Origin of the sequence: Streptomyces sp. MS06, from assembly GCF_047200655.1 — a bacterium.
GTDB lineage: Bacteria > Actinomycetota > Actinomycetes > Streptomycetales > Streptomycetaceae > Streptomyces.
This window is the reverse complement of record NZ_JBJZOJ010000019.1, coordinates 1-25491: the sequence shown is the minus strand read 5'-3', so window position 1 is coordinate 25491 and position 25491 is coordinate 1. Positions and strand designations below refer to the sequence as shown.

At 73.2% G+C, this 25491-nt stretch carries 21 protein-coding genes; 3 read left to right on the top strand and 18 right to left on the bottom strand.

Features of this window, described 5'->3' with window-relative positions; all coding sequences use genetic code 11:
• Positions 1 to 26: 26 nt before the first annotated feature.
• From ACL02U_RS12815 to ACL02U_RS12800, 4 genes are all read right to left on the bottom strand, one after another.
• Positions 27 to 449 (bottom strand): acyl-CoA thioesterase, encoded by a 423-nt coding sequence (locus ACL02U_RS12815; RefSeq protein WP_412790884.1) that lies wholly within the window; start codon positions 447 to 449, stop codon positions 27 to 29.
• A 62-nt stretch (positions 450 to 511) separates the two neighbouring features.
• Positions 512 to 1165 carry a hypothetical protein gene (locus ACL02U_RS12810; protein ID WP_412790883.1) on the bottom strand — a complete coding sequence of 218 codons (654 nt, stop codon included), beginning with the start codon at positions 1163 to 1165 and terminating at the stop codon, positions 512 to 514.
• A gap of 51 nt (positions 1166 to 1216) precedes the next feature.
• Positions 1217 to 1816: a histidine phosphatase family protein gene (locus tag ACL02U_RS12805; protein ID WP_412790882.1), complete on the bottom strand. Its 600-nt coding sequence runs from the start codon at positions 1814 to 1816 to the stop codon at positions 1217 to 1219.
• 168 nt (positions 1817 to 1984) lie between these two features.
• Positions 1985 to 3193: a pyridoxal phosphate-dependent aminotransferase gene (locus ACL02U_RS12800; RefSeq protein ID WP_412790881.1), complete on the bottom strand. Its 1209-nt coding sequence runs from the start codon at positions 3191 to 3193 to the stop codon at positions 1985 to 1987.
• Between the two features lie 87 nt (positions 3194 to 3280).
• Between ACL02U_RS12800 and ACL02U_RS12795 the strand changes: the two genes are divergently transcribed.
• A complete protein-coding gene (locus ACL02U_RS12795) occupies positions 3281 to 3913 on the top strand; it encodes a winged helix-turn-helix transcriptional regulator (protein WP_412790880.1) in 633 nt (210 codons plus the stop codon).
• A 48-nt stretch (positions 3914 to 3961) separates the two neighbouring features.
• Here the strand turns inward: ACL02U_RS12795 and ACL02U_RS12790 are convergent, their stop codons facing one another.
• From ACL02U_RS12790 to ACL02U_RS12780, 3 genes are all read right to left on the bottom strand, one after another.
• Positions 3962 to 4786, bottom strand: coding sequence for a hypothetical protein (locus tag ACL02U_RS12790; protein WP_412790879.1), 825 nt, complete (start codon positions 4784 to 4786; stop codon positions 3962 to 3964).
• Positions 4786 to 6048: a VWA domain-containing protein gene (locus ACL02U_RS12785; protein WP_412790878.1), complete on the bottom strand. Its 1263-nt coding sequence runs from the start codon at positions 6046 to 6048 to the stop codon at positions 4786 to 4788. Before ACL02U_RS12785 ends, ACL02U_RS12790 begins: the two co-directional genes overlap by 1 nt.
• A 68-nt stretch (positions 6049 to 6116) precedes the next feature.
• The gene (locus ACL02U_RS12780) at positions 6117 to 7805 is read right to left on the bottom strand and encodes an IucA/IucC family protein (RefSeq protein WP_412790877.1); all 1689 of its coding nucleotides are present in this window, start codon (positions 7803 to 7805) and stop codon (positions 6117 to 6119) included.
• A 91-nt stretch (positions 7806 to 7896) separates the two neighbouring features.
• Between ACL02U_RS12780 and ACL02U_RS12775 the strand changes: the two genes are divergently transcribed.
• Positions 7897 to 9597 carry an IucA/IucC family protein gene (locus tag ACL02U_RS12775; RefSeq protein WP_412790876.1) on the top strand — a complete coding sequence of 567 codons (1701 nt, stop codon included), beginning with the start codon at positions 7897 to 7899 and terminating at the stop codon, positions 9595 to 9597.
• A gap of 131 nt (positions 9598 to 9728) precedes the next feature.
• On the opposite strand, the gene ACL02U_RS12770 is transcribed toward ACL02U_RS12775, so the two are convergent.
• The 3 genes from ACL02U_RS12770 to ACL02U_RS12760 all read right to left on the bottom strand — a co-directional run bounded on the left by ACL02U_RS12770 (position 9729) and on the right by ACL02U_RS12760 (position 12193).
• Positions 9729 to 10082: a ricin-type beta-trefoil lectin domain protein gene (locus ACL02U_RS12770; protein WP_412790875.1), complete on the bottom strand. Its 354-nt coding sequence runs from the start codon at positions 10080 to 10082 to the stop codon at positions 9729 to 9731.
• On the bottom strand, positions 10079 to 10816 hold the full coding sequence (locus ACL02U_RS12765; protein WP_412790874.1) for a hypothetical protein: 738 nt from the start codon (positions 10814 to 10816) through the stop codon (positions 10079 to 10081). Before ACL02U_RS12765 ends, ACL02U_RS12770 begins: the two co-directional genes overlap by 4 nt.
• A gap of 69 nt (positions 10817 to 10885) precedes the next feature.
• On the bottom strand, positions 10886 to 12193 hold the full coding sequence (locus tag ACL02U_RS12760; protein WP_412790873.1) for a Hint domain-containing protein: 1308 nt from the start codon (positions 12191 to 12193) through the stop codon (positions 10886 to 10888).
• 108 nt (positions 12194 to 12301) lie between these two features.
• Between ACL02U_RS12760 and ACL02U_RS12755 the strand changes: the two genes are divergently transcribed.
• Entirely contained in the window at positions 12302 to 12748 is a 447-nt protein-coding gene (locus ACL02U_RS12755; RefSeq protein ID WP_412790872.1) for a hypothetical protein, read from the top strand.
• Positions 12749 to 12794: 46 nt separating this feature from the next.
• Here ACL02U_RS12755 and rph read toward each other — a convergent pair whose 3' ends face one another.
• The 8 genes from rph to ACL02U_RS12715 all read right to left on the bottom strand — a co-directional run bounded on the left by rph (position 12795) and on the right by ACL02U_RS12715 (position 25344).
• A complete protein-coding gene (rph, locus tag ACL02U_RS12750) occupies positions 12795 to 15452 on the bottom strand; it encodes a rifamycin-inactivating phosphotransferase (RefSeq protein WP_412790871.1) in 2658 nt (885 codons plus the stop codon).
• 572 nt (positions 15453 to 16024) lie between these two features.
• Positions 16025 to 18238 carry an RICIN domain-containing protein gene (locus tag ACL02U_RS12745; RefSeq protein ID WP_412790870.1) on the bottom strand — a complete coding sequence of 738 codons (2214 nt, stop codon included), beginning with the start codon at positions 18236 to 18238 and terminating at the stop codon, positions 16025 to 16027.
• Between the two features lie 101 nt (positions 18239 to 18339).
• Positions 18340 to 19176 (bottom strand): class II fructose-bisphosphate aldolase, encoded by an 837-nt coding sequence (locus ACL02U_RS12740; protein ID WP_412790869.1) that lies wholly within the window; start codon positions 19174 to 19176, stop codon positions 18340 to 18342.
• Between the two features lie 337 nt (positions 19177 to 19513).
• Entirely contained in the window at positions 19514 to 20512 is a 999-nt protein-coding gene (locus ACL02U_RS12735; RefSeq protein WP_412790868.1) for an ROK family protein, read from the bottom strand.
• Complete coding sequence (locus ACL02U_RS12730) at positions 20505 to 21479, bottom strand: SIS domain-containing protein (protein ID WP_412790867.1); 975 nt, start codon at positions 21477 to 21479, stop codon at positions 20505 to 20507. The genes ACL02U_RS12735 and ACL02U_RS12730 overlap by 8 nt, the downstream gene beginning before the upstream one ends.
• Positions 21480 to 21515: 36 nt before the next feature.
• Positions 21516 to 23390 (bottom strand): glycoside hydrolase family 35 protein, encoded by a 1875-nt coding sequence (locus ACL02U_RS12725; protein ID WP_412790866.1) that lies wholly within the window; start codon positions 23388 to 23390, stop codon positions 21516 to 21518.
• Entirely contained in the window at positions 23387 to 24373 is a 987-nt protein-coding gene (locus tag ACL02U_RS12720) for a carbohydrate ABC transporter permease (protein WP_412790865.1), read from the bottom strand. The genes ACL02U_RS12725 and ACL02U_RS12720 overlap by 4 nt, the downstream gene beginning before the upstream one ends.
• Complete coding sequence (locus tag ACL02U_RS12715; protein WP_412790864.1) at positions 24370 to 25344, bottom strand: carbohydrate ABC transporter permease; 975 nt, start codon at positions 25342 to 25344, stop codon at positions 24370 to 24372. The genes ACL02U_RS12720 and ACL02U_RS12715 overlap by 4 nt, the downstream gene beginning before the upstream one ends.
• Between the last annotated feature and the right edge of the window lie 147 nt (positions 25345 to 25491).

The following is a 25491-nucleotide window of genomic DNA, read 5'->3' as shown; positions in this document are numbered from 1 at the left end:
CGTCCGCGCTGATCATCGCAGCCCGTTCACAGCCCGAAGAGGGCGGGGTCGTCCGCCAGCGCCCGGAAGCGCTCACCCGGGTCCGCCACCAGACGGCGTTCCGCGAGGTCCATCAGGCCGCCGAGGCCGGTGATCTCGGCCGCCAGTGTGCCGTCCGTCTTGCGGACCTCCTGCTCGATCCGGAAGGTCTTTCCGGCGCCCCACACGAAGACGCAGGTCACGTCCACCTCCTCGCCGGCGAGGAGTTCGCGCCGGTAGCGGACCGTGGTCTCCAGGGCGACCGGCCCGACGCCCGTGGAGACCAGACCGGCCTGGCTGATGCCGGCGGCCTGCAGCAGCGACCAGCGGGCGTGCTCCGCGTAGTTGAGGTACACGCTCTGGTTGAGGTGGCCCTGCACGTCGGTCTCGTATCCGCGGACGGTGATCCGAACGGAGAACGGCTCGCTCACGGCTTTCCCTTACCTGTCGACGCGGCAGATCGGTGTCTGGTCAACCGATCTTGTCATGCCCCTCATGCGCGGCGCGGGGAAGCCAGCAGATAGCGGCTTCGGCTGCGGGGGTCGGTGTGCGCGCCGACCTGCCAGCCCGCCGCGGTGAGCACGGCCGCGCAGGCCTCGAGGGCGGCGCCGTCCGGCGCGTGCACGGCCACCGCTTCCGGCTGCGGGGTCGCGCGCACCCGGTAGCCCTCGCCTCCGTCGCCTGCCGGTCGTTGCCCGGCGGCCTCCAGGGCGAGCGCGGCGGCCGGTACCAGATGGGCGCGTTCCCAGTCGCAGGGCCGCTCGGTGGCGCCGTCCCGGTTGGTCATCCGGCGCAGCTCCAGCAGCCCCTGCCAGGCGCTGTGCACCTCGCGGGCCCGGACCGCGGGGGGCGGCCCGGGGCCGTCCTCACCGCCGGCGCGCGCGCTGAACACGGCGCCGGCCGGCTGCGGCGGCGGGGCCTCCGCCGACCCGTCCGCTGGCGCCTCCGCCGGCCCGTCCGGCGCCGCCTCCCGTATCCGGTGCCCGGCCGGCGTCAGGAAGTGCGCGTGCGGCGGGCGCGGATGACGGAACGCCAGCCCGCGCCCGACCAGGGCCGCGAGCTGGGCCTCGGTGCCCCGCAGCCGCCCGGTGACCGGGTCGGCCGCGTCGATCACCCGCCGCTGCGCGGCGGTCGGAGGTCGTGCCACGGTGTGCTCCCCTCCCCGCGCCGGGGCCCTGTGCCCCCATCGCCTCGCAGGCTACGCGGGGGGTCTGACATTCCACGCGGCGACCACCGGCCGTCCGTGCTCGGTGCCCAGCCGGCACAGCGTTCCGGTGGCGAGCTGGAAGTGGGCGCCGCCGGAGGGCGGCAGTCCCAGCCAGCGCGAGGTCAGCACCCGCAGGAAGTGCCCGTGGGCGACGAGCACCACGCACCCCTCGGTGTTGGCGAGCGCCGCGTCCGCCTTCGCCAGCATCCGGTCGGCCCGCAGCCCGACCTGCTCAGGGCTCTCGCCGGGATGCTCGGGCGGCCCCGGGGCCACCCCGTCGGTGAACAGGAACCAGCCGGGCTGCTCCCGCTGGATCTCGACGGTCGTCACCCCCTCGTAGCCGCCGTAGTCCCACTCCCGCAGATCGCTGTCCACCCGGACGTCGTGCAGTCCGATCAGCTCGGCGGTCTCCCGCGCCCGCTGCAGCGGGCTGACGAAGGCGGCGCCGATCCGGTGGGACCGGATGAGGGGGACGAGCTGCCGCGCCTCGTCCCGCCCGCGCTCGGTCAGCGGCACGTCCGTCGAACCGGTGTGCCGCCCCGACCGCGACCACTCGGTCTCGCCGTGCCGCACCAGAAAGAGATCACTCACGCCCCCAGGCTACGGCGGGGTGGGGCGGTTCGGCCGGTCGGGCCGCGGCGCGCGGGCGGAGCGTGCCGGGCGGCGTCCGCGCCGCAGCCCGGCACGCTCCGTGCGGCGTCCCGCCGTCGCACGGGCGCCGCGGGCTTCCCTGCCGGGGCGGGCTGCTCGCCGCGGGCCCTACTGGCGGTACCCGGCGAGGAACCGCCCGATCCGCCCGATGGCGGCCTCCAGGTCGTCCGCGTGCGGCAGGGTGAGGATCCGGAAGTGGTCGGGCGTCGGCCAGTTGAAGCCGGTGCCCTGGACGACCTGGATCTTCTCCCGCAGCAGCAGGTCGAGGACGAACTTCTCGTCGTCGTGAATCGGGTACACCCGCGGGTCCAGGCGCGGGAAGGCGTACAGCGCGCCCTGCGGCCGTACGCAGGACACCCCGGGGATCTCGTTGAGCTTCTCCCAGGCCACGTCCCGCTGCCGGCGGAGCCGCCCGCCCGGCGCGGTCAGTTCGTGCACGGACTGGCGGCCGCCGAGGGCGGCCTGGATGGCGTACTGGGCGGGCGCGTTGGGGCACAGGCGCATGGAGGCCAGAATGGTCAGGCCCTCCAGGTAGTCGCGCGCGTGCTGCGTCGGGCCGGTCACCACCAGCCAGCCGGAGCGGAAGCCCGCCACCCGGTAGGTCTTCGACAGGCCGCAGAAGGTGAGGACCACCAGGTCGGGGGCGAGGGCGGCGGCCGAGTGGTGCTCCGCGCCGTCGTAGAGGATCCGGTCGTAGATCTCGTCGGCGAGGACCATCAGCCCGTGCCGGCGGGCCAGGGCGAGGATGCCTTCGAGGACCTCTCGCGGATAGACGGCGCCGGTGGGGTTGTTGGGGTTGATGATCACCACGGCCTTGGTCCGGTCGGTGATCTTCGACGCCATGTCGGCGAGGTCGGGGTACCAGTCCGCCTGCTCGTCGCACAGGTAGTGGACCGCCCTGCCGCCCGCGAGGGTGGTGGCCGCCGTCCAGAGGGGGAAGTCCGGTGCGGGAACGAGGATCTCGTCGCCGTCCTCCACCAGCGCCTGGACGGCCATCGAGACGAGTTCGCTCACGCCGTTGCCGAGGAAGACGTCCTCCACGCCGACCTCCAGGCCCAGGTCCTGGTAGCGCTGCGCGACCGCGCGGCGGGCGGAGAGGACGCCGCGCGAGTCGGTGTAGCCGTGCGCCTGCGGCAGCATGCGGATCATGTCCTGGACGATCTCCTCCGGCGCCTCGAAGCCGAAGAGGGCCGGGTTGCCCGTGTTGAGCCGCAGGACGCTGTGTCCCGCCTCCTCCAGGGCGTCGGCGTGCTCGATGACCGGGCCGCGGATCTCGTAGCAGACCTCGCTGAGCTTGTTCGACTGCCGGAACTCCATGCGCCGCTTCCCCTCCGCTGTCGGGTGTTGCTTGGTTTTACCAAGTTCCAGCTTGGAAAGTCCAACGACTTGCATAGACTGCGGTTCATGCCACCTCGCCGAAGCTACGACCAGTACTGCTCCGCCGCCCGCGCCCTCGACGTGGTCGGCGACCGCTGGACCCTGCTGATCGTCCGGGAGCTGCTCGCCGGGCCGCGCCGCTACACCGACCTGCACGCCGACCTGCCGGGCGTGAGCACCGACGTACTGGCCTCCCGGCTGAGGGACATGGAGCGCGACGGGCTGGCCGCGCGGCGCCGGCTGCCCCCGCCCGGCGCCGCATACGTGTACGAACCGACCGACCGGGGGCGGGAGCTGCTGCCCGTGCTGCAGGCGCTGGGCGCCTGGGGGCAGCCCGAGCTGGGGGAGCGCCGGCCCACCGACGCGGTGCGCGCGCACTGGTACGCGCTGCCGCTGCTGCGCGGGCTCGAGGGCCGGGGCGGGGGACTGGTCGAGGTCCGGGTGGACGAGGGCCGGTTCCACCTGCACGTCGACGCCGACGGCGGTCCGGTGTACGGGGACGGGCCCGCACCGGAGGAGCCGGACGCCCGGCTGACCCTGGACGCCGCCACCTGCGCGGCGGTGGGCCGGGGAGAGGTGAGCGTGGCCCGCGCCGTCCGGGACGGGCGCATCACCGTCACCGGCGACGGCGCCCTCGCCGGCGCACTGCGGCAGGCATGAGAAGGGCCCGCCGCCCGAAGGGGGCGGCGGGCCCGGAACGGCTTCGGGTCAGACGCCCGGCGGGACCCGCCGCGGCCGGCCGTCCCCGCGGGTCAGCGCGTACCCGCCGATGCCGGCCAGCGCGGCCAGCACGGCGCCGATGCCCGTCCACACCCAGCGGTCGGACCACCAGCCCGACGACCAGCCGCCGTCCGGCTCGATACCCGACAGGACGGCCGGCCCCGCCGAGTCGTCCTTCCCGTCCTCCTGCGCCTGCGCCTTGACGGCGACGCCCGGTACCAGCGGCTCGGCCAGCGACCCGTCCACCGCCGCCGCGCCCCCGATGTGCTTGGACTCCACCCGCACCTCGGCGGCGACCGGCTGCCCCAGGTCGGCCGTCTGCATCCGCAGCGCCGTGAGCCGCACGTAGTAGGTGCCCGGCAGCGGATCGTCGGCCCACGGCTCCGACCAGGAGCGCACGGTCCGCAGGACGCAGGCCAGCTCCACCGAGCCGGTGCCCGGTCCGGCGGTCCGGGTCTGCGCCCCGTACTGGCAGGCCTGACGGCGCCGCAGACCGTCGTACACGTCGACCTGCCAGGTCTGCGCCGCGTGCGGCTGCGGCAGCTTCACCGTCGCCCGCACCGTGGGCCGCTGCCCCGAGTCGGCCGCGAACGACCAGTACAGGTAGTCGCCGGTGGAGGCGTCGGCCGTGGCCGTCCGCCCCTGGTCGATCTCCGTCGCCGTACGGAACGACGTGCCCGCCGAGGTCGGCGCCGAGCCGCTGCCGGAGGGGCTGCCGGAGGGGCTCGGGGAAGGTGTCGTGTCCGCCGCGGCGGGACCCGCCGCCAGCCCGAGCAGCAGCAGGGCCGCGCCCCACACCCGTGTGATCCGCATCAGTTCGTCCTCCAGACCGCGACCCGCCAGCGCGACAGCCAGCCCCACACCAGACCCGCGAGGAAGCCGACCAGCACCAGCACCCCCAGCAGCCACCAGCCCCGGCCGAGACCGAACGCGGCCACGTCGTGGGCCTGCGACGGGGCGTCCACGACGTCCACGGTCAGCTCCACCGGCATGCCCGGCGTGGTCTTCACCCCGTCGGCCGCCGCGAAGGAGTTCGTCAGCTGCAGGCACACCGTCTCGGCCGGTGCACCGTCATCGCCGCGGTCCGCCTTCGGGTAGCGCAGACCGGTCGAGATGACGTCGGTGCGCCCGCGGCCGGCCGCCTCGCCGCGCACTATCTCCCGGCCGTGCGTGGTGACCGCCCGCAGCAGGACGCCGTAGTCCGGACGCATCGTGCGGTCCGCCGCCACGCTCACCGAGGCGCGGAGCTCCTGCCCGGGCTCCACGTCCACCCGGTACCAGCGCTGCGTGCCGAACCCCTCGTGGTCCGTGTACAGCCCCGACTTCAGTGTCGGTGCCTTCGTGCACGACGCGCCGCCCTCGGTGGCCACCGGGGTCACCACCGGATCGGCCGCCCGGTCCACCAACTGGTTCACCTTGTCGGTGAGTTCGTCGGTGTGCTGCACCGAGGTGTAGGTGCCGCCGGTCGCCTCGGCGATGCAGCTGAGCTGCGCCCGCATCTTGGTGTTCGGGACGAGCCCGAGGGTGTCGATGGTCATGCCGATGCCCTGGGCGGCGATCTCCCGGGCCACCTCGCAGGGGTCGAGCGGCGGGCAGGTGTCCTCGCCGTCGCTGATCAGCACGATCCGCTTGGACCCCTCGCCGCCGGCCAGGTCCTCGGCAGCCTTCCGCAGGGCCGGGCCGATCGGCGTCCAGCCGGTCGGGGTCAGTGTGGCCACCGCCGTCTTCGCCTCGGTGCGGTCCAGTGGACCGACCGGGTAGAGCTGGGCGGTGTCCTTGCAGCCCTTCGCACGGTCGTCGCCGGGGTACTCGGCGCCCAGGGTGCGGATGCCCAGCCGGACCTCGTCGGGGGTGGCGTCCAGTACCTCGTTGAACGCCTGCTTCGCCGCGGCCATGCGCGACTTGCCGTCGATGTCGCTGGTCCGCATGGATCCGCTGACGTCGATCACGAGATCGACCTTCGGCGCGTTGGCGGTGGTCTCGTCGGCGGCCGCGGCGCCCGGGAACGCGAGTCCCGCCGCGAGCACGGCGAGCAAGGCGCACAGCCCTGCCGCCAGCCGTTGTCTTCTGATCATCGGCGGATCCTATTGATCAGACGGCCTCCGCTTCAAAACGGCGACCGGCGGCCACCTCTGAGGCACGCTCAGTTTCCGGGCACGGCACATGGCCGACCGTCAACCGGCGCGGCGCGGGGCGGGAGGAACGGCGAGGGCAACGCCGTCCACAGGTCCCCCCGGCGTCCCGGCGACAACCGCATCAGCGTCAGCGCCTTCACTGGCAGCGGCTCCCCGCGCAGCGACGCCAGGTCCGGTCCGGGCGGCAGATCCCCGGCGACCTCCGCCAGCGCCGCACGCAGCACGGGACCCGAACCGGCCGCCGCCGCCAGCGCACCCCCCACCAGTGAGCCGAACAACTTCCGACGCAGCGCGGCCACATCGTCCGTGAGGATCCGCAGGGACAGCTCCGGCAGTGCGATGCCGTGCCGGGCGAGCCGCGACGGGCTGACCCGGATGTCTCCCAGGTCCCGGTAGACCAACCGCCGCGGGGTACCCGAAGGCCCCAGCACCACCAGCAGGTTCTGCCCGTGCGCCTCCAGCGCCACGCCCAGCTCCAGCAGCCGCAGCCCGACGGTGAGCGCCAGGCGGGCGAAGCCGCCCAGCCAGCCCGGCGAACCGGGCAGTCCCGTGGCGGCCAGCGCGGCCACCGGGACGACGTGCTCGCCGCGGCCCGCGTACCGCTGCGGGGGCTCCCGCACCAGCGCCGCGAGATCGGGGGAGTGCGCGGTGACCGCACCCAGGGTGCGCGTCACCTGCAGCAGCCCCCCGGTGCGTTCCGAGACGACCTGCCCGAACGCCGACAGCGCGGCCGACATCCGCACCGAACCCGTCGAGATGTCCCGCACCGACGACGTCAGCCTCGCACTGAGCGCGGTCTTCACATGCGGTCCGCCGGGCACGGCGAGAGTGCGCAGCGACATCAGCGGATGCGCGGACAGCCGGTCGCCGCCCGCCCGCCCGAGCACGTGCTCCGCCTGCCAGGGATGCACCGGCACCAGCAGGCGGCCGGTCTCGCGCAGCTCGTCCGGCCAGCCGCCCGAGACCAGGCACTCACGTTCCTCCACCGGCAGCAGCACCAGCTCCACCACCGGCCGGTGCTCGGGCCCGTACGCCAGCTGCTCCGCCACCGAGAAGCCCGGACGGGCCCGACAGGCCGGGTGGTACGGGTGCCCGTCCACCACCCGCTGCTCCCACTCCCAGCCGTTCTCCGGCCAGGACTGCGCGGGGTCCGGCGGGCCGGCCCCTGCCGAATCCGAGACGCGGGTCCCTGCCGGGTCCCAGAGGCCGGTGCCCGCCTGGTTCGAGAGGCCGGTGCCCGCCCGGTCCGGCAACGGTGCCGTCGCCCGGTCCGGCGGCGGTGCCCCCGCCCCGTCCGGCCGACCGGCGCGCGACAGCGCCATCGAGGCCGCGCTGTGCCCGAGTTCGGCGGCGAAACCCGCCCCCTGCGGCACTCCGAGGCCCGCCATCAGCCGCTCCGGCCGATCGTGGCGGACCCCGTCCAACCGGATCTGCGTCACATACGCTCCGGTCGCGTACGGGTCCGGGGCCGGCCCGTGCAGCCGGCGGCCGTCGGCGAGCCGCAGGGTCACGCCGTCCGGGCCGCCCGAGCGGCCGGCGACCCACGGCAGCGGTTCGTGGGTGAGCGCGCGCCACAGCCGGGTCAGCACCGCGGCGCGGGCCCCGGGCAGCGCGGCCTCGTACCGCGGCACCAGGTCGGGACGCAAGACGGCCAGTTCGGCCGCTACCTCGGCCTCGGCGGTGGGGGGTCGGTGCACGGCGGGACTCCTCGGGTACGGATAGGGACACAGCGGACGGTCATGGCGGGGATACTGATCGTCCCCGCCCGAGTGGACCCGTAGGGAACGAGTGGAACGCGTGGACCTCATGCCCCAGACCGCCGCCGCCGACGCGGCCCCCGCCGACGCGGCCCCCGTCGACGCGGCCCCCGTCGAAGCGCCACCGGAGCCCGGGCCGGCGCTCGACTGCGCCGCCGGGTCGACCGCCGTTCCCGGCGCCACCCGCGCGGACACCGCCACCCGCGCCGACGCCTACGCCACGACCTCCCTGCTGAACTGCCTGCTGCGCGAGATCGCGGAACCGGTCCGGCGGGAACAGGGGCGCCACGTGCACCGGTTGCCCGCCACCGGCCACCTGCTCCGCGTCACCGCCACCAGGCGCCCGGCCGACCCCCAACTGCACGTCCGCGGGGCCTGGAAGCGGCTCGGCCACACCGAACTCGTCGAACTCGCCGCCGAGGAACTGCGCCGCCACACCGGTCTGCCCAACCACGAACTCCCCGCGGAGATGATCGACAGCCGGGACGCGGTGGCCGCCCTGCTCACCGCCCGCGCCCGCGCCGACCCGCCCGACGACCCCTACGTGCGCTCCGAGCAGTCCCTGCTCCTCGGCCACCCGCACCATCCGGCGCCCAAGGCGCGCGGCGGCGGGCCCGTCGCCGGCTGGCTGCCCTACGCGCCCGAGGCGCACGCCCGCTTCCGGCTCGAACTGCTCGGCGTGCGCGCCGACTCGGTCGTCGAGGAGGGCGACACCTCCGCGCTGGACACGCTCGGTGCCGCACCGCCCGGATACCGGCTGCTGCCCGCCCACCCCTGGCAGTTGGAGCTGGCCGCGGCCGCGCTCGCCGCGCCCTTCGCCGACGGGCGGCTGATCCGGCTCGGCCGCACCGCCCACCCGGCATGGCCCACCGCCGCGATCCGCACCCTTTACCTGCCCCGGCACGACCTGTTCGCGAAGTTCAGCCTCGACGTGCGCATCACCAACGACGTCCGCCGGCTCTGGCGGCACGACCTGCGCCGGCTCCACCGCACCGACACCGCGGCCCGGCACGCCGTGGCGGCCTCCCGCGGTCCCGCCGCCTGGCTGAGCGACCGCGGCTACCGCACCGCCCGCTTCGCCCACGAGGAGCTCGCCGTCCTCGTCCGCGAGGGCCTGCGCGACCGCCTGCTGCCCGGGGCGACCCCGCTGCTCGCGGCGGCCCTCGCGGAAGGCTTCCCCGGCAGCCCGCTGGCGGCCGCCGCCGACCCGGCGCGCTGGTGGGAGGCCTACCTGGCGGCCGTCGTCCCGCCGGCGCTGGAGGCCTTCGCCGACCACGGCGTCGTCCTGGAGGCGCACCTGCAGAACACGCTGGTCGCGGTGGACCCCGAAGGCCTGCCCGTGCAGGCGCTGTTCCGCGACGCCGAAGGGGTGAAACTGCTGCCCGAGGTCACCCGGGAGGCCGGCTGGGAGCGTCTGGTGTACTGCCTGGTCGTCAACCACCTCACGGAGATCGCCGGCGCGCTCGTCGAGCACCGTCCCGGTTTCGACCCGTGGCCCGCCGCCCGCCGCGCCCTCGACCATCCCGCCCTGCCGGAGGCCACCGACCTGCTGACCGCGCCGACCCTGCCCGGCAAGACCAACCTGCTGCTGCGCTGGAGCGGCGCCGACGGCGCCACCGCCCGCTACCGGCCGGTGCCCAACCCCCTGGCCCGCCGCGGCGCCGGCGCCCGCCCCGAGCGGCCCCGACCGCCGTCGCACCGACCGCCGTCGCACCGACCGCCGCCGCTCTGACCGCCGTCGCCCCAGGGGCCTGCCACCGGTCGGCCGCGGGGCGCCCGGCGGTCCGGGGGCACACCCGCGGCCTCATGACGTCAAGTCCCCGCAGGCGGGAAAGGACGTCAGGTCGAACCGGCACCGTCAGGTCACACGTGCACGTCCCACTTCTGGTTCCCGGCACCGTTGCAGTCGTAGAGCTGGGGACGGGTGCCCCGCTCGGGGTGCGTGTTCGGCACGTCCAGGCAGCGGCCGGAGTGCGGGTTGTAGATCGAGCCGTCCGCACGATAGCGCCACGGCTTCGAACGCCATTCGGTGTGGCAGTCGTTGGACTCCACCTTGGTGCCGTTGGCGGTGCCGGCCCACTCCAGGTTGAGGCACTTGCCGACGCCGTTGCGCAGGGTGCCGTCCGAGGCGAAGTGCCAGTCCTGGGCGTTGGTGTTGTCGCAGTCCCACATAACAGGAGGTTCAAGTGATGGCCGTCCGGGGCGGTACGGGCTCACCTGTCCGTCCGGGGGCGGAAGACGCCGGTGTCGACGACCCGCCGGACCAGCGCGTCCAGATCGCCGGCCACCGCCGTCTCGCCCTCGGCGGGCCCCCGCAGGGTGTACGTGCCGTCCTCGTGGGAGTCGATGAGTACCTCTCGCGCCGAACGGTCGAAGAAGTCCACGGTCAGCCGCAGGGTCTCGTGCGAGAAGTACGGGTACGCCTCACAGACCCCCGCCGTGGCCCGCAGGCGGGCGAGGAGGGCGTGATGCCCGGCATGTCTGCCGTCCGACAGCAGCGCCTCCCACTGGGAGTCCGTCAGCCGTTCGTCCTCGAGGGCAAGGGCGGCCCGCTTGGGACGCAGGTAGGGGAACTCCCTGGCGAGGTCCCGCAGTCCGGCCCCCTCCCGCCAGGCGGCGGCTGACCGTGCCACGACGTCGAGTTCGCCGGTCGAGCCGGACGCCCACACCAGGTGCCGCCGCCGGTCGTCGAGGGTGACCGAGAACCGCCGCTCGCCCAGTCCCAGGCGGACCTCCACCACGGCCCGCTCGGCGGCGACCCGCGCCGTCTTGTAGCGGGCCTCAGCGGACTCCGCCGAGGGCGTGACCTCACCGAGGTCCAGACCGCCCTCGGCAGCCGCGGCGCGCAGCGCCCCGGCCAGTGAGCCGGCGCGGATCAGATCCGGGTAGAGGCGGGAATCCGGAACGGCGGCAGCGCCACCGGACGGGTTTCCGGGTGATTCGCCGTTCATGGATTCCGAGCCTCTTCCGTTCTCGCCGGTGGACGACGAACGCGGGTCGTCCGGTGCGGGTCCCCTCGCTCAGGGCTCCAGGTCCTCCAGCGCCCAGGCCCTGGCGAACTTCGGGTCCTTCCAGTCCGGCTGGGGCACGTCGATGGGCCCGGTGTGGTCATAGAACTTGATCTTACTCCAGGCCTTCCTCTTGGAGATGATCGCCCGCGCGATCCAGCCCATCTCCTGCTCGGTCGCCTTCGCCCCCGGCTGCAGTCCACGAGCGGCCGACTCCTCGAACCCGCCGCTGAACCCTTCGGTGTACACGTGGATCACGGTGTCGGGGTTGTCGTCGATGGCCGCGCGCACGTAGCCGATCCAGCTGTCCCGGTAGGCGTCGCCCATGTAGTGCGTGATGTTCTTGGCCTCCGCCCACTTGTCCGCGCGTTCGTCCCGCAGCCCGAGCGCCACGTCCGTCGGGCACTGCAGCACGTTGTGGACGAGGACCGGAGCGGTGCCCGCCATCACGTAGTAGGTGTGGACGCCCTCGATGGTGAGGTCGTAGGTCACCATCCGGTCGACGCGGTTGCGGACGCCTACCACGGTGACGAGACCGAGGCCGACGGTCTGCAGCCGGTCGCCCGGTGCGAGCCGGGACGCGTCGACGAAGGTGTGGCGGGTCAGGTCGTAGTAGGGATGGTTCTGCGTGCTCGTCAGCGTGCTCTCGCCGGTGAGCGTCCGGACGCTGAGGTCGGTGAACTCCGTGTCGTCCGTGGTGACATAGGTCCGCTCGACCCGGTGCAGCTCGGTGGCTCCGCCCGGCCGGGCGTTCCGCACGGTGTCGCCGACCCGTACGTCCTGGACCGCCTCGACGCTTCCGTCCGCCATCAGGACGCCCGTACCCGCGGGGAAGCTGTGCCTGATGCACTCGTTCGCTATCTTCGGCAGGTTCTTGAACCGGGCCAACTCGGCCATGTTGCGCAGGCGCTTGAAGGTCGCCGAGCTGATGACGGCGTCCTTGGACAGCTGGGTCAGCACGTTCAGGCCCGCGTCGATCCCGGCGATGTCACCGATGACCATGGCGGCCCGGAGCGCGTAGACGCCCTTGGCGACCGCCTTCAGCGCGGCCGGAAGGACCAGGGACCCGATCGCCCACAGGCAGTCGCTGCTGGTGAGGTCGAAGTGCTTGGCGCAGCCGATGAAGTCGCTGACCAGGGAGTAGCCGATGGCCTTGGCCAGGTTGACGTCGAACTCCCAGACGTTGATGTCCAGGACCTGGTGGGTGGTGAAGTCGACCGGTGTGGAGGTGAGGAAGTCCTTCTTGTAGTCGCCGGTCGCGATGCACGCCTCCGCCGAACCGTTCGGAATGGCGCAGGTACGGAAATTTTTGACAGGCAACGGTCAATTTGCGGAACGCTGGTTGCCAGTTGACGTGGTGTTGACTCCCGTCTTGCGGTGTGATCAACTCCGTCGGCCGGAACACCACGACGAGGGGGGACGACCGCGATGGCGGACAGTGGGGCACGGCGGTGGGCGGCTCTCGGGCTGACGGCTGCGGCGCTGCTCGCCGCGGCCGGATGCTCCGGCGGTGACTCCGGGGCGTCCCGCGCCGGCGCGAGCACGCCCCCGAGCGTCTACGCCACCGACCCGGGCAAGGGGGGGCCCTGCCGGGCGACGATGAACGACATCACCGCCGTCGGCAAGAAGCTGTCCGCCGACGCCAAGGACCGGGACAAGGCCGCCGCCGATCTCCAGGACGCCGCCGACCGGTTCCAGGCCGACGCCGAGAAGATCGAGAACCCGAAGGCCAAGAAGGCCGCGCAGCAACTGGGCACCGTCTACGACGGTCTCGCCGACGGTGCCAGGAACAACCGCAGCCCCGACCTGAAGACCCTGCCGGGCAAGGTGCAGAGCGCGGTCACGGCACTGGGCGACTGCGCGGCCGGCGAGTAGCCGCCGGAGTCGGCGGCGGGACGCACAATCGTCCCGCCGCCCCCGGTCAGGGAAGGATCTCGACGTACCCGTCGGTTCCGTGGACGCGGATGCGCTGCCCGTCCCGGATCAGCCGGGTGGCCTGCTCCACGCCCACCACCGCCGGCAGACCGTACTCCCGGGCGATCACCGCGCCGTGGGTCATCAGACCGCCCACCTCCGTCACCAGGCCCGCGATTCCGACGAACACCGGCGTCCAACTGGGGTCGGTGAAGGGCGTGACCAGGATGTCGCCCGCTTCGAGATCGGCCTCCGCCATGTCGAGGACGACGCGGGCCCTGCCCTCGACGGTCCCGGCGGAGACCGGCAGGCCGGTCAGGGCACCGGCCGGCACGTCGTCGCGCCGGTACGCCCCGGAGACGGCCTCGCCGTCCGAGGTGAGCACCCGGGGCGGGGTGAGCGCGTGGTACGAGCGGAACGCCTCCCGGCGCTGCCGGATCAGCCGGTCGTCCGCGCGGTGGGAGTGCACGACGCGGCGGAGTTCTTCGAACGTCAGGTAGAAGACGTCCTCCACCTCGCCGACCACGCCTTCCCGCACGAGGCGTTCGGCCTCCCCCAGCAGGGCCCGCTTGTAGAGGAAGTAGCGGCTGACGATGTCGTACTTCGGGTACTCCCGGTACCCGATGAAGGCCCTGACCCGGTCGATCATCCGCTTGGCCTCGTCGGCCCTCCGTTCGCCGTCCGGCAGCGCCCGCAGGCGCGACAGCACATCCTGCTCCTTCTCCCGCGCCGTGCGCCGTCCCTGCTCGAAGCGCCGCGCGGCGGCGCCGGGCGCGAAGTTCCGGACGTGGTCGAGGATCACCGGCAGGAGTGCGCCGGGGCGCTCGCGCCAACGCGGCCTGGTGATGTCGATCTCGCCGGCGCACCGCATGCCGTACCGGTCGAGGTAGGCCTCGATGGCCTCGCGCGCCTCGGTTCCACCCGGGAGCTCAGCCAGCCCGTCCAGGAACCCGTCGTCCTCGACTCCCTGCAGGAACGCCACGACCTCCGGCCGCGGGCGGATCACGTCCGCGACGTCGAGCAGTGCCAGGCCCATCTCCGAGGTGACGTTCCCGGGGGCGGACAGCGTGAGCGTGTCGGCCGCGTTCTTCTCGCCCAGCCACTCGTGGAGCCTGTCGTTGAGCCACCACGTGGCCTCCATCCCCGCCATGACGGCCTGGATGTTCAGCGGGTCACCGAGGATCCGCCGGTGCTCCTCGAAGGCCTCGTCCAGCAGGAAGTCGAAGAGCGCCGGTCCGGTCCTCGTCCGGATGCCGCGCTCCAGGGCGGCGAGCGACGCCCGGCTGCGCTCGATCAGCTCGCCGACGACGGCCGGATCGAGCTCGACCGGTGCGCGCGCGCCACCGGCCGCGGGCCCGCCGGGCTTCGGCCCGCCCGCCTCCCGAGTGCCTGGCGTTGCGTCCGGGACCGGGAGGGCGAAATCGTCGCGGTCGAGGACGCTCTGCAGGGCATCCCTGATCAGCGGATCGCCTCTCCCGATGACGTCCAGGAGGGCGGCGCGGCTCGCCGGTGCCGCCAGGCGCCGGGTGACGTCGACGAACAGTCGCCCACCGGCCTCGTGCATCGGCACCATGGCCGTCAGCCGCCACATGGAGAGCCCCAGCGGCCTCATCGGGTCGGTCATCATCTGCTGGTGACCGACGGAGACGTAGACGCGGTTCTCCCGGTCGCCGGTCTCGGGGACGGTCGCGGGGACGGGGAACAGCGTCGTGATCGGCCGGCTCTGGAGGATCCGGAATCCGTCGTCGACGAGGCACCACTCGATGTCCTGCGGGCGGCCGAAGTGCGCTTCGATCCGCCGCCCGAGCCGCACGAGCCGCAGAATCTGGGCATCCGTCAGCGCCGGCTGCTCCCGCCGCCGCGAGTCGAGCGCCACCAGCCGCGTACCGCCGGCCGGCAGGGCGGCGACGGCACGCTGTTTGGCGGCGACGTCCCTGGTGACGACCTCGCCGTGCCGCACCTTGAAGACGTCCGGGTCCACCAGGCCGGAGACCAGGGCCTCGCCGAGGCCGAAGCCGGCGTCGACGGTGGCGACCGTCCGGTTGCCCGTGACGGGGTCGGCCGTGAACAGTACGCCGGACGCGTCCGGGAGGACCATCTGCTGCACGACCACCGCCATGTGGACCGTGCGGTGGTCGACGCCGTTCCGCCGGCGGTAGGCCACGCCCCGCTCGGTGAACAGCGAGGCCCAGCAGCGGCGGACGTGCTGGAGGACGGCCGCCTTCCCCACGACGTTCAGGTACGTGTCCTGCTGGCCGGCGAAGGAGGCCGTCGGCAGGTCCTCCGCCGTCGCGCTGGATCGGACGGCGTAGGCGGACTGCTCGCCGAACCGGGCGAGCGCCGAGGTGATCGCCGCCGCGACGTCGCCCGGGACGGCGACGCCCTCGATGGTCCGACGGATCCGCGCGCTGAGGGTGCGGACGCCCTCCCGGTCGTCCGGGCTCAGGCGCGACAACCGCTCGAGCCGGTCGCCGAGCGACGGCGCCTCCGCCACGATCCGGCGGAAGGCGTCCGTCGTCACACAGATGCCGCCCGGTACGCGGACGCCCTCCATCCGCGACAGCTCGCCCAGGTGGGCGGCCTTGCCGCCGACGAGCGCGACCTGAGTCCCGTCGACGTCCTGCAGATCCACCACGTACCGGTCCACTGCGTACTGATCCGTCATCGCGGCACCTCCGGGCCTGCCGTGCTCCGCTGCACCGCGTCGGCCGGTCGTGTCACCGGCACCCTCGACTCCGCCGAACTTCTTGTCGAGCACGTCCTCATCCCAGGTCGCCCATCCTTCTCCCGAGCCGGTCGGCCGCGCCGCCCGTACGCCTGCCCCTGCGACGGCTCCCGCACGTCGTGCCGGCATCGGCCGACGATTCTGCGCCATCTCCCGGGCCTTGCGGCAAGCCCCCCGTCGCGCTATAAGTTGAGAGTGGCGAGGAGAGTGTTCTCCTCGCCTTCGTCCGTGGCCGCCCAGGTGCTGTCGAGCCGCACCTCTCGTGTCCGGATCGCGGGCGGCGCTTCGTGGGCCTCCGGCGGGAGCGGGCCGTACAGCCGGGTGACGGTGACCGGGTGACGGTGACCGGGTGACGGCGACCGCTGTGTCGTGCCCCTGCGCGAAGGGGCTCCGTTCCCCGCGAGCGTCGAGGCCGACGACCTCGGGATCCATGTCGTGCATGTCCTCCCGGGCCGCCGACCGGCTGTGGGGCCTCCGATCGGCGGCCCCACAGCAAGATCTTCACCAGTCCTCTAGCCGAGGCTCCAGCGCTGGAGTGCGGATCCGGTGTCCGCCTGCTGCGTGACCAGGGCACCGTCGCTGGTGGACGCCGTGGTGAGCGCCAGGCCGCTCTTGGCGGAGGTGACGGTGTAGGTGCCGTCGGAGTGGTGGACGGGGTTCCAGTGCTGGTTGCTGTTGCCGGTGCAGGTCCACTGGATGACCCGGGCGCCCGCGGAGGTGGAGCCGCCCTCGACGTCGGCGCACAGACCCGACTCGGCGTTGACGAGCTGGTACGAGCCGTCCGCCTGCCGGGTGAACTGCCAGGTCTGGTTGGTGCCGCCGTTGGCCGTCCAGGTGATGAGCTGGGTTCCGGCTGTCGTGCTGTGGCCGGGGTCGTCGAGCGCTTTGCCCGAGGCCGTGAGGGTGTGGGAGCCGTCGAGCGAGCCCGAGGACGTGCCGACCGCGGTGACGGTCAGGGTCTGCTCGCCCGCGGAGCGGGACCCGCCGACGCCGCTGCCGCCGGTGTCGGTCCAGGACCGGGTGGGCGTGGTCTCGGCGAGGCGTCCGGAGGTGGCGGACAGTCCGATCACCAGGCCGCTGTAGCGGTTGACCAGGCGGTAGGTGCCGGTCGCGCCGCCGTCGGAGGATGCCGTGCCGGGGATGACGAACCACTGCTGGCCGACGGTGGGTCCGCCGCCTCCGGCCGCGGTCGCGGTCGGCCGGGTCCCCCAGGTGCGGCCCGAGGAGGGGGTGGTGGCCACGCCGAGCAGGGCGCCGGTCTCCGAGTTGGCGATGCGGTACGAGCCGTCGCCGTCGGCGGCGAACGTCCAGGCGTCCAGGCCCGATCCGGTGGCGGACGCGAGAGAGGTGGTGGCGGAGCTGCCCGAGACCTGCGCGAGGACGCGGCCGCCGGCGCTGCTGATCCGGTAGGTCTTGGCGGGGTCGAAGGGCGCGGGGGCCGGGGCCGAGGAGCCGATGGTGACGTCGACGTACTCCGAGGAGGAGCCGCCGGAGCAGCCGAAGGAGCAGTACGAGCGGAAGCTCTTGCCCACGACGGTGGAACTGGTCTTGTTGGCGCTGTCGAGGAACCAGCGGTACCAGGAGGCGGTGGTGTAGCTACCGGTGTCGCCGATCAGCGTCCACTTCTGGGTGGCGAGGTTGTCGGTGGCGTAGTACTGCTGCGGCGCGTTGCCGGACTGGTCGACGGCCTGCGGTTCGCCGATGTAGAGCCCGAGGTAGGCGTCGTAGGTGATGTCCATGACGAACAGGGGCGAGGTCGGCGGGGCGGTGCCCGCGGCGATCTGCTGGTCGGTGGTGCCGGTGGTGGCCGGGCTGTACTCCTGCGAGACGGGCGTGTAGCCGGTGGTGTCGGCGGCGGTCACCGGGACCAGGTTGCTCTCCCTGCCGCCGGTGCCGGGCTGGGACCAGGAGCCGTCGTACCACTTCTGCCATGAGCCGGGCGCCATCTTCGAGGCCATCGGTGCGCGCGCCACATGCTCGTAGAACGCCTTCCAGCCACCGTTCTTGTCCACCACGCGCGAGCCGTAGTACACGTAGAAGTAGCCCGAGGCCGTGTCGGCGAACAGCCGCTGGTCGCCGTCGCCGTAGTAGTACGTCTGGTGCGGGAATGCCGCGGTGTCGTCGCGCTCGGTGCTGTACGGGGACGTGATGGCGTGCCCCTCGATGGTCCAGTTGCGGCCCTGGTCGGTGGAGACGGCGTAGTCGATCGCGTCGTAGTGGACGCCGTCGCCGAAGGGCTGCGGGGTGAACTCGTTGTGCACCAGCCCGTACCAGGTTCCGGTGTCCGGGTCGACCCAGACACCGGCCAGGTCGCAGTAGTTGCGCTGTGCGTAGCCCGAACCGGACGGCGCGTAGGTGGCGTCGACGCCGGTCGGGCTGTTGTTGCAGAACGCCGTGGTGTCCGCGTTCGTACCCGAGTCGCTGATCGCGGACGACCGGCCGGCGGAGTCGAGGTCGGTCCCGGTGTAGAAGTTCCACTGGCGGCTGTCGTTCGCGCCGTACAGCGAATGCGCTTCCTGGTAGTAGAAGGTGCCGTCCTTGTCGATGTACGGGTAGGCCGGGGTGTCGTCGGGATGGCTCCACGAGCCCTTCGCGCCGACCGTGACGGTGTAGGTGGGAGCGGCGGCGGCCGACCGCTGCGGGGTGGAGAGCACGGCACTGCCGGCCGCGACGAGGGTCGCCGCGACGAGCGCGCCGCTGATCCTTCTTCTGCGGGTGGTGGACATGAGTGGTTCCTTCCGGTCTTCCGGCCTCACGTGGGGCGTGAGGCCGGCGGTCTGGGGGGTCCGACGGGAGATCGGGCCGCGTGGCGGGCTGACCGGTGAGGTCAGCTGCCGGCAAGGACGTCCAGCAGTCGTGTCACCTCGGCCGAGACCGCACCCCGGGCCGGGCCGAAGTAGTGGCGGGGGTCCGTCGCCAGGGGGGTGGCGGCGAGGCCGCTGCGGACGGACGAAGTGAAGATCTTGTTGAGATGGGTCGAAATGTTGATCTTGGTCATGCCGGCGGCGACGGCTTTGGCCAGGTCGCCGTCGGACACGCCTGACGAGCCGTGCAGCACCAAGGGGATGTCGAGCGTGGCGCGCAGGCGGGCGATGAGGTCGAAGTCCAGGCGGGCGGTGCGGGTGCGCATCGCGTGGGAGCTGCCCACCGCGACGGCCAGGGCGTCGACGGCCGTCTCGGCGGCGAACCGCCGGGCTTCGTCGGGGTCGGTGCGTACGCCCGGAGCATGGGCGCCGTCCTTGCCGCCGATCGCGCCCAGTTCGGCCTCCAGGAAGACCTCCGCGCGGTGGCAGGTGTCGGTGACGGCGCGGGTACGGGCGAGGTTCTGCCGGTAGGGCAGCCGGGAGGCGTCGAACATGACCGAGGTGAAGCCGAGTTCGACGGCCTGCTCGACGAGTCGGGCCGATTCGGCGTGGTCGAGGTGGACTGCGACCGGTGTCTCGGCGGCGCGGGCCAGGGCCAGCGAGGCGAGTCCGATCGGCCTGAGGGATCCGTGGTAGCGGGCGGTGTTCTCGCTGATCTGCAGGATGACGGGCTGTCCGGCGCGCCCGGCGCCGGCGACGATGGCTTCGGCGTGCTCCAGTTGGACGACGTTGAATGCGCCGACGCCCCGGCCGTCCGCGTAGGCGGCGTTGACGATGTCGTCGGTGGCGACGAGAGGCATCAGGTTTCTCCACGGTGGTGAGCGGACGGAAGCGCCGGCAGGTCGCAGGGGCGACGTCGCCTGCCGTGGGGTGGGGCGCCGCGGCGGCGGACCGGGCTGAAGCGGGCCGCGTCGGTCTCCCCGCCGCCGGCGCGCCGGTCCGCCCGCAGCACGCGGTGAGAGGCGTCCCGGGTCGGCGGCGCGACGCTGCGGGTGGCGTCAAGAACGGCGTCAAGAACGGCGTCCGGAGCGGCGTCAAGAACGGCGTCCGGAGCGGCGTCCGGAGCGGCGTCCGGAGCGGCGTCCGGAGCGGCGTCCGGAGCGGCGTCCGGAGCGGCGCTGAGGGCGACGGTGAGGATCACTGCGCACCCCCGCAGGCGACCGTGCACGCGGCGGGCTCGGATGCCCCCTCCTCGGTCTCCCAGGCCAGCAGCCCCGCCCCCAGGCAGCCTGCCTGGTCGCCCAGGGCGGCCCGCACCACCGTGGGGCGCCGGTGGAAGGTGAGGCGCTGCTCCAGTTGCTGCCGCAGCGGACCCAGGAGCAGTTCACCGGCCTCGCACAGCCCGCCCCCCATGACGATGACCTGCGGTGAGAGCAACGAGACGGATGAGGTCAGGGCCATCGCCAGTGCCGTTACAGCGCGGTTCCAGACCTCTTCGGCCCCCCGGTCGCCCGCTGCCTTCAGTTCGGCCACCTGCGCGGCGCCGGTGACGGCGCGGCCCGAGCGGGCACCGTAGGCGGCGGCGATGGCGGCGGCCGAGGCGACGGCCTCCAGGCAGCCGCACCCTCCGCACGCACAGGCCGTGCCCGCGGGGTCGGTGAGGACATGACCGAGCTCACCGGCATACCCCTGGCCCGAGACCGGCCGGCCGTCGAGCAGCAGGGCGGCGGAGATGCCGGTGCCGACGGCGCAGAACAGCACGTCGTCGGCGCCGCGGGCGGCACCGAGCCGTGCCTCCGCCATGCCGCCGGCCCGCACGTCGTGCCCCAGCGTGACGGACAGGCCGGTGACCTCGCTGAGCAGCGCGGCCAGCGGCAGGTCCCGCCAGCCGAGGGCGGCCGAGTAGAGCGCATGCTGGGACGGCTCGTCCACGATTCCGGGCACCACCACGCCGGCAGCAGCCCCGGGAGCGTGCTCGGCCAGTCGGCGCAGCACCTCGGCCACCGCGTCCACCACCGCTCGGGGGCCCTCGCCGCGCGGGGTCGGCAGTCGCAGGCGGGCGACCTGCCGCATGGCCCGGTTCACCACCGCGCCCTTGATCGACGTCCCGCCGACGTCGACGGCGATGACGTACTCGGACGGCCCGTCGTACTCGGACGGCCCGGGGTGTTTGGACGGTCCGGGGTGCTCAGTCATCGCACTGGTCCAGGATGACCGAGCGGGTGAGGTTGCGGGGCAGGTCGGGGTCGAGACCGCGCGCCCGGGCGGTGCGGACGGCCAGTTGCTGGGCGCGGACCAGGGAGGCCATCGGGTCGATCGCCTCCTCGCCCTTCCCGGAGTCGGCCAGGTACACGCCGCCGATCCGCAGGACGTCCCTCAGCAGGCCCCGTGGCGCGGGGCCGAAAACCCAGGCCGCACGGTTGGAGCGGGTGACGCTGATGGGGCCGTGCCGGTATTCCATCGCGGGGTATGCCTCGGTCCAGGCCCCGGCCGCCTCGCGCATCTTCAGTGCGGCCTCCAGGGCGAGGCCGTAGGTCCATCCGGTGCCGAGGAAGGACACCTGCTCCACTGCGAGGAACGCCTCCGGCAGGGGTTCGCCGATGACCAGCTCGGCGTGGGCGGCGGCCTCCGCCAGCGGGCGTACCCCCGCCGGCAGCGCCCCCTGCTCCTCCAGATGGGCGCGGAGCAGGGCCAGCGCGGTGGTGGCGAAGCGGCTCTGGACCACGGACCTCTCATCCGCGTGGTCGAGGACGACCGGGTTGTCCGCGACCCCCACGACGGGGGAGCGGGGGTCCGCGGTGATCACCGACGTGGACACCCCGCCGCGCAGCCGGCCGAGCAGGTCGAGGACCTCGGTGGTGGTTCCGGAACGGGTGATGGCGACGACGCGGTCGTAGCGGCGGCCGGCGGGGAACTCCGAGGCGGCGAAGGCGTCGGTCTCCCCGTGGCCGCCGTCCTCGCGGAGCGCGGCGTAGGCGAGAGCCATGAACCAGGAGGTGCCGCAGCCCACGACCGCGACCCGCTCGCCCGCGCGGGGCAGGGCCGCACGGTGGTCGGCGACGGATGCGGCGGCCCGCCGCCAGCAGTCGGGTTGCGAGGCGATCTCGCGGGCAGTGTGGCACTCGGCCTCGGAGTCCGAGGCGGAGGCGGAGGAGAGGGGCATGACAGGAGGCTCCTTGTGCAGCGCGGTGCGGAATTCCTAGGCGGGCGACGGTCGGGGACGGCTCTCGTCCGTCGGGTCGGCTGTCTGGTCGAAGGTCTCGACGTACTCCTCCGTGGGCCCGAGGGCGGGGCCGTCACGCAGCTCGATGCGGTCGGCGAGGCGCTCCAGTTCCAGCACGGTGATGGTGTTCTCACCGCTGCGCAGGAAGGGGCGGGGCAGGTAGAGAGTCGTCTGCGGGCCGATCTCCCAGTAGCGGCCGAGCAGTTCGCCGTTGACCCAGCAGAAGCCCTTGGCGAAGCCGGGCAGGGCGAGGAAGGTGTCCGCGGGCCGGTCCAGAGGGAGGCGGGCGGTGGCGAAGCCCGTTGTCCCACCGGGCGGTGCGGCGGAGGCGACGCGGGCGAGGTCTGCGGGCGTCCAAGTGTCCAGCGGGAGCCGGTGCATGCTCCAGCCGTGGACCAGCCGCCGTTCGACGCGCACCGCGCCCAGGACGCCCTTGCCCTGGCCGAGCAGCGGACCGTAGTTGATCCGCCCCTGGTTCTCCACCAGCAGCTCCAACCGCACCTGGCGACCGGTGCCGTTCAGCGGGCAGGAGGACGTCTCCTGGTCGAGTACGGCGACGAGGGCGCCGTCCACGAACACGTGCGCCCGGTCGTGCAGGCCGGTCACGGTCAGCTCGTGCTCGCCGGCGGGGATGCGCGGCCTGGCGGCGTAGAGCACCAGCCCGGACGCCTGGCCGAGCTCCTCGAAGCTGAGCGGCAGCGGGGCCTCGACCGGCTCCGCGGTCGCGCGCAGCGCGTCCAGCAGGGCGGCGCCGCGGGTGACGGGCAGGGTCCGGGGTGTCAGCAGGGCGGGATCCGCGGGGAGCGGGCGGGGCGGCGCGCCCGGATCGACAAGCCGCTCGCGCAGGGCGTGGAACTTGGCGGTGAGGGAACCGTGTTCACTGATGGGTGCGTCGGAGTCGTAGCTGGTGACGGTCGACCGGAGGCGTTCGCCGTCGTGGTTGGCGCCCGCCCACAGGCCGAAATTGGTGCCGCCGTGCGCCATGTAGAGGCTGAGGGATCCGCCCTCGTCCAGGATGCGGCCCACGGTCCCGGCGGCGTCCGAGGCGTCCCGCACGTGGTGCTTCTCGCCCCAGTAGTCGAACCAGCCGTTCCAGAACTCCGCGCAGAAGAAGGGCTCGTCGGGCCGGCGCGCGCGCAGCAGAGCTGCCGCCTGCTCGGGGCGTGAGCCGAAGGTGACGGCAGCCAGTTCGCCGGGAAGGGTGCCGCCGTCGAGCATCAGCTCGGTGGGCCCGTCCGCGGTGTAGAGCAGCTCGGTGATCCCACGAGCGGTCAGGGCTTCGCGGATCCAGCGCAGGTAACCGGCGTCGTCGCCGTAACTGCCGTACTCGTTCTCGATCTGCACCGCCACCACCGGGCCGCCGCGGCCGGCCTGGAGCGCGGCGACGCGCGGGATCAGCTCGTCGAACCAGCGGCCCACGGCGTCCAGGAACGGCGGGTGCGAGGTGCGCAGCCGCATGCCGGGAGTGCCGGTCAGCCAGGCGGGCAGCCCGCCGTTGTCCCACTCGGCGCAGATGTACGGACCCGGGCGGACGATCACGTCGAGGCCCTGGTCCTGCGCGAGCCGGACGAACCGCTCCAGGTCGCGCCAGCCGTCGAAGCGGACGTCGCCCGGTGCGCGCTCGTGGAAGTTCCACGGCACGTAGGTGTCGACGGTGTTGAGTCCCAGCGCGGCCAGCCGCTCCAGCCGGTCGGCCCACTGCTCGGGATGGACGCGGAAGTAGTGCAGCGAACCGGACAGGACGCGGTGGGGCCGGCCCCTGCGCAGCAGGACGGAGTCCGTGCGGGTGAGAGCGGCGCCGGTGGTGGGGGCGGCGAGCCGGGCGGGTGACGGTTCGGGGCGCAGGGTCACTTGACGGCTCCGGCGGTCATGCCCGCGCGCCAGAAGCGCTGGAGGGCGAGGAAGGCGAGCAGCAGGGGAAGGACGGACACGAGCGATCCGATGACGACCAGCGGTGGAGGCACCGCGACATGGCTGGCGTTCCAGCCCACCAGGCCGACGGTGACCGGCTGGAGCCGGTCGTCGCCGAGAACCATGGCGGGCAGCAGGTAGTTGTTCCAGATCTCCACGAACTGGAACAGGAAGATGGTGACCAGGGCGGGCAGGAGCATGCGCACGGCGACGCTGCGGAAGATGCGCAGCTCGCTCGCGCCGTCCAGCCGGCCCGCTTCCAGGACCTCGTCCGGGACGGTCTGCACGGCGAAGACCCGGGCGAGATACACACCGAACGGGCTGACGACGCTCGGCAGCAGGACGGCCAGCGGGTTGTCGATGAGTCCGGCGCCGGAGAACATCAGGTACAGCGGCAGGGTGAACAGCACCTTGGGCACCAGGACCGCAGCCAGTACCAGGGTGAAGACGGCGCCCCGGCCGGGGAAGTCGAACTTGGCCAGCGCGTATCCGGCGAGCGCGGAGAACAGCGTTCCCAGCAGCGCCCCGACACCGCAGTAGAAGAGGCTGTTGAGCATCCAGCGCCAGAAGATCCCGCCGTCCTGCGAGCCGAGCCGGACGAGATTGCCCCAGGGGTCGAATCCGTCGAACCACAGCCCGCTGCCGCTGAACTGCGCACCGAACGGCTTGGTCGCCGAGACCAGCAGCCACCACAGCGGGAAGAGGAAGTAGACGGCGGACAGACCGAGCAGTGCGGTGACCGTGGCCCGGCCGGCGAAGGTCGCCTCGCGGCCCGGTGCGGAGCCCCGGCGTCCGGCCCGTGTACCCCCGCGCGGCTGCCGCGGCCGGCCGCCGGCCGCAGGCGGGCGCTGCACGCGCGGCGCCGGCGGAGGGCTGCCGGCCGCGCGGGCCGCGGCTTGCTCGGTCGTACCGGGGGCGCTCATGCGGACTCTCCTCGGCTGGTGACCTTGAAGAAGGTGAACGAGACGGCGCCGACGAGCACCGCGAGGACTACCGACTGGGCCGCCGCGTAGGGGTAGTTGCCGGCTGCAACGGCATTCTGTGCGGCCATGATGGGCGTGTACGTCGAGGTGATGGCTCCGCTGGAGACGGGTTGCAGGACGGCAGGCTCGTTGAACAGCTGCGCCGAGCCGATGACCGAGAAGACCGTGGTGAGCACCAGGGCTCCGCGTACCGCGGGAACCTTGATGCTCCAGGCGATCCGCAGCCCGGATGCGCCGTCCATCCGGGCTGCCTCGAGCACCTCGCCGGGAATGGCCTGGAGAGCCGCGTAGATGATGATCATGTTGTAGCCGGCCCAGCTCCAGGTGACGATGTTGGCCACCGACCACAGCGCCAGACCGTCGTCGAAGAACGGGACGGTCACACCGAGCGGTTCGAGCAGTCGGTTCACGGGGCTGGAGTCGGTGGAGTACATGAAGGACCAGATCAGTGCCGCGCTCACACCGGGAACGGCGTACGGGACGAAGCCGGCGAGGCGGAAGAAGCCCTTCCCGCGGGCCGACCTGGCGTCGATGAGCAACGCGAGCCCGAGGGCCAGGCCGAGCATGACCGGCACCTGCACCAGACCGAACAGGGCCACCCGCTCCAGCGATCCGGTGAACGCGCCGTCCCGGAAGGCCCTTGCGTAGTTGGCCAGCGGTTCGAACCGCCGGGTCGGGGCGGTGAGCCCGAGCCCGGAGCGGTGCAGGGTGTACAGGCTGCTGACGGCGGCGTACACGATCGGTGCCAGGTACATGCCCGCGAACAGGAGCAGGAACGGGGCGCAGAACAGCAGGGGTGTCCGTGCGCGCCGGGGCGCTCTGCCCCGTCGGGCGCGCCGTGGCGTCGGCGCCGGCGGCCGGTCCGCCGGAGACCGGGTGCCGGTGGGCGTGGGGGCGCTGGCGTGGGACACGTGCGGCTTCCTTCGTGGGGTGCGGAAGAGCTGCGTCGGCGGAGAACGCCGGTGCTCTGGGGCGGTGGTGGGAGCGCGCTGCCGGGCGGTGGACCGGGTCGGCGTACGGCGGGGGGCCGCCGGGGAGCCACCACGGAGTGGTGCTCA

What these genes read in the sequence shown, in the direction of transcription:
- ACL02U_RS12800 (WP_412790881.1), bottom strand. Translation starts at nt 3,193, where the DNA reads ATGGAGTTCCGGCAGTCGAACAAGCTCAGCGAGGTCTGCTACGAGATC.
- ACL02U_RS12795 (WP_412790880.1), top strand. Translation starts at nt 3,281, where the DNA reads ATGCCACCTCGCCGAAGCTACGACCAGTACTGCTCCGCCGCCCGCGCC.
- ACL02U_RS12790 (WP_412790879.1), bottom strand. Translation starts at nt 4,786, where the DNA reads ATGCGGATCACACGGGTGTGGGGCGCGGCCCTGCTGCTGCTCGGGCTG.
- ACL02U_RS12785 (WP_412790878.1), bottom strand. Translation starts at nt 6,048, where the DNA reads ATGATCAGAAGACAACGGCTGGCGGCAGGGCTGTGCGCCTTGCTCGCC.
- ACL02U_RS12765 (WP_412790874.1), bottom strand. Translation starts at nt 10,816, where the DNA reads ATGAACGGCGAATCACCCGGAAACCCGTCCGGTGGCGCTGCCGCCGTT.
- ACL02U_RS12755 (WP_412790872.1), top strand. Translation starts at nt 12,302, where the DNA reads ATGGCGGACAGTGGGGCACGGCGGTGGGCGGCTCTCGGGCTGACGGCT.
- rph (WP_412790871.1), bottom strand. Translation starts at nt 15,452, where the DNA reads ATGACGGATCAGTACGCAGTGGACCGGTACGTGGTGGATCTGCAGGAC.
- ACL02U_RS12745 (WP_412790870.1), bottom strand. Translation starts at nt 18,238, where the DNA reads ATGTCCACCACCCGCAGAAGAAGGATCAGCGGCGCGCTCGTCGCGGCG.
- ACL02U_RS12740 (WP_412790869.1), bottom strand. Translation starts at nt 19,176, where the DNA reads ATGCCTCTCGTCGCCACCGACGACATCGTCAACGCCGCCTACGCGGAC.
- ACL02U_RS12735 (WP_412790868.1), bottom strand. Translation starts at nt 20,512, where the DNA reads ATGACTGAGCACCCCGGACCGTCCAAACACCCCGGGCCGTCCGAGTAC.
- ACL02U_RS12730 (WP_412790867.1), bottom strand. Translation starts at nt 21,479, where the DNA reads ATGCCCCTCTCCTCCGCCTCCGCCTCGGACTCCGAGGCCGAGTGCCAC.
- ACL02U_RS12720 (WP_412790865.1), bottom strand. Translation starts at nt 24,373, where the DNA reads ATGAGCGCCCCCGGTACGACCGAGCAAGCCGCGGCCCGCGCGGCCGGC.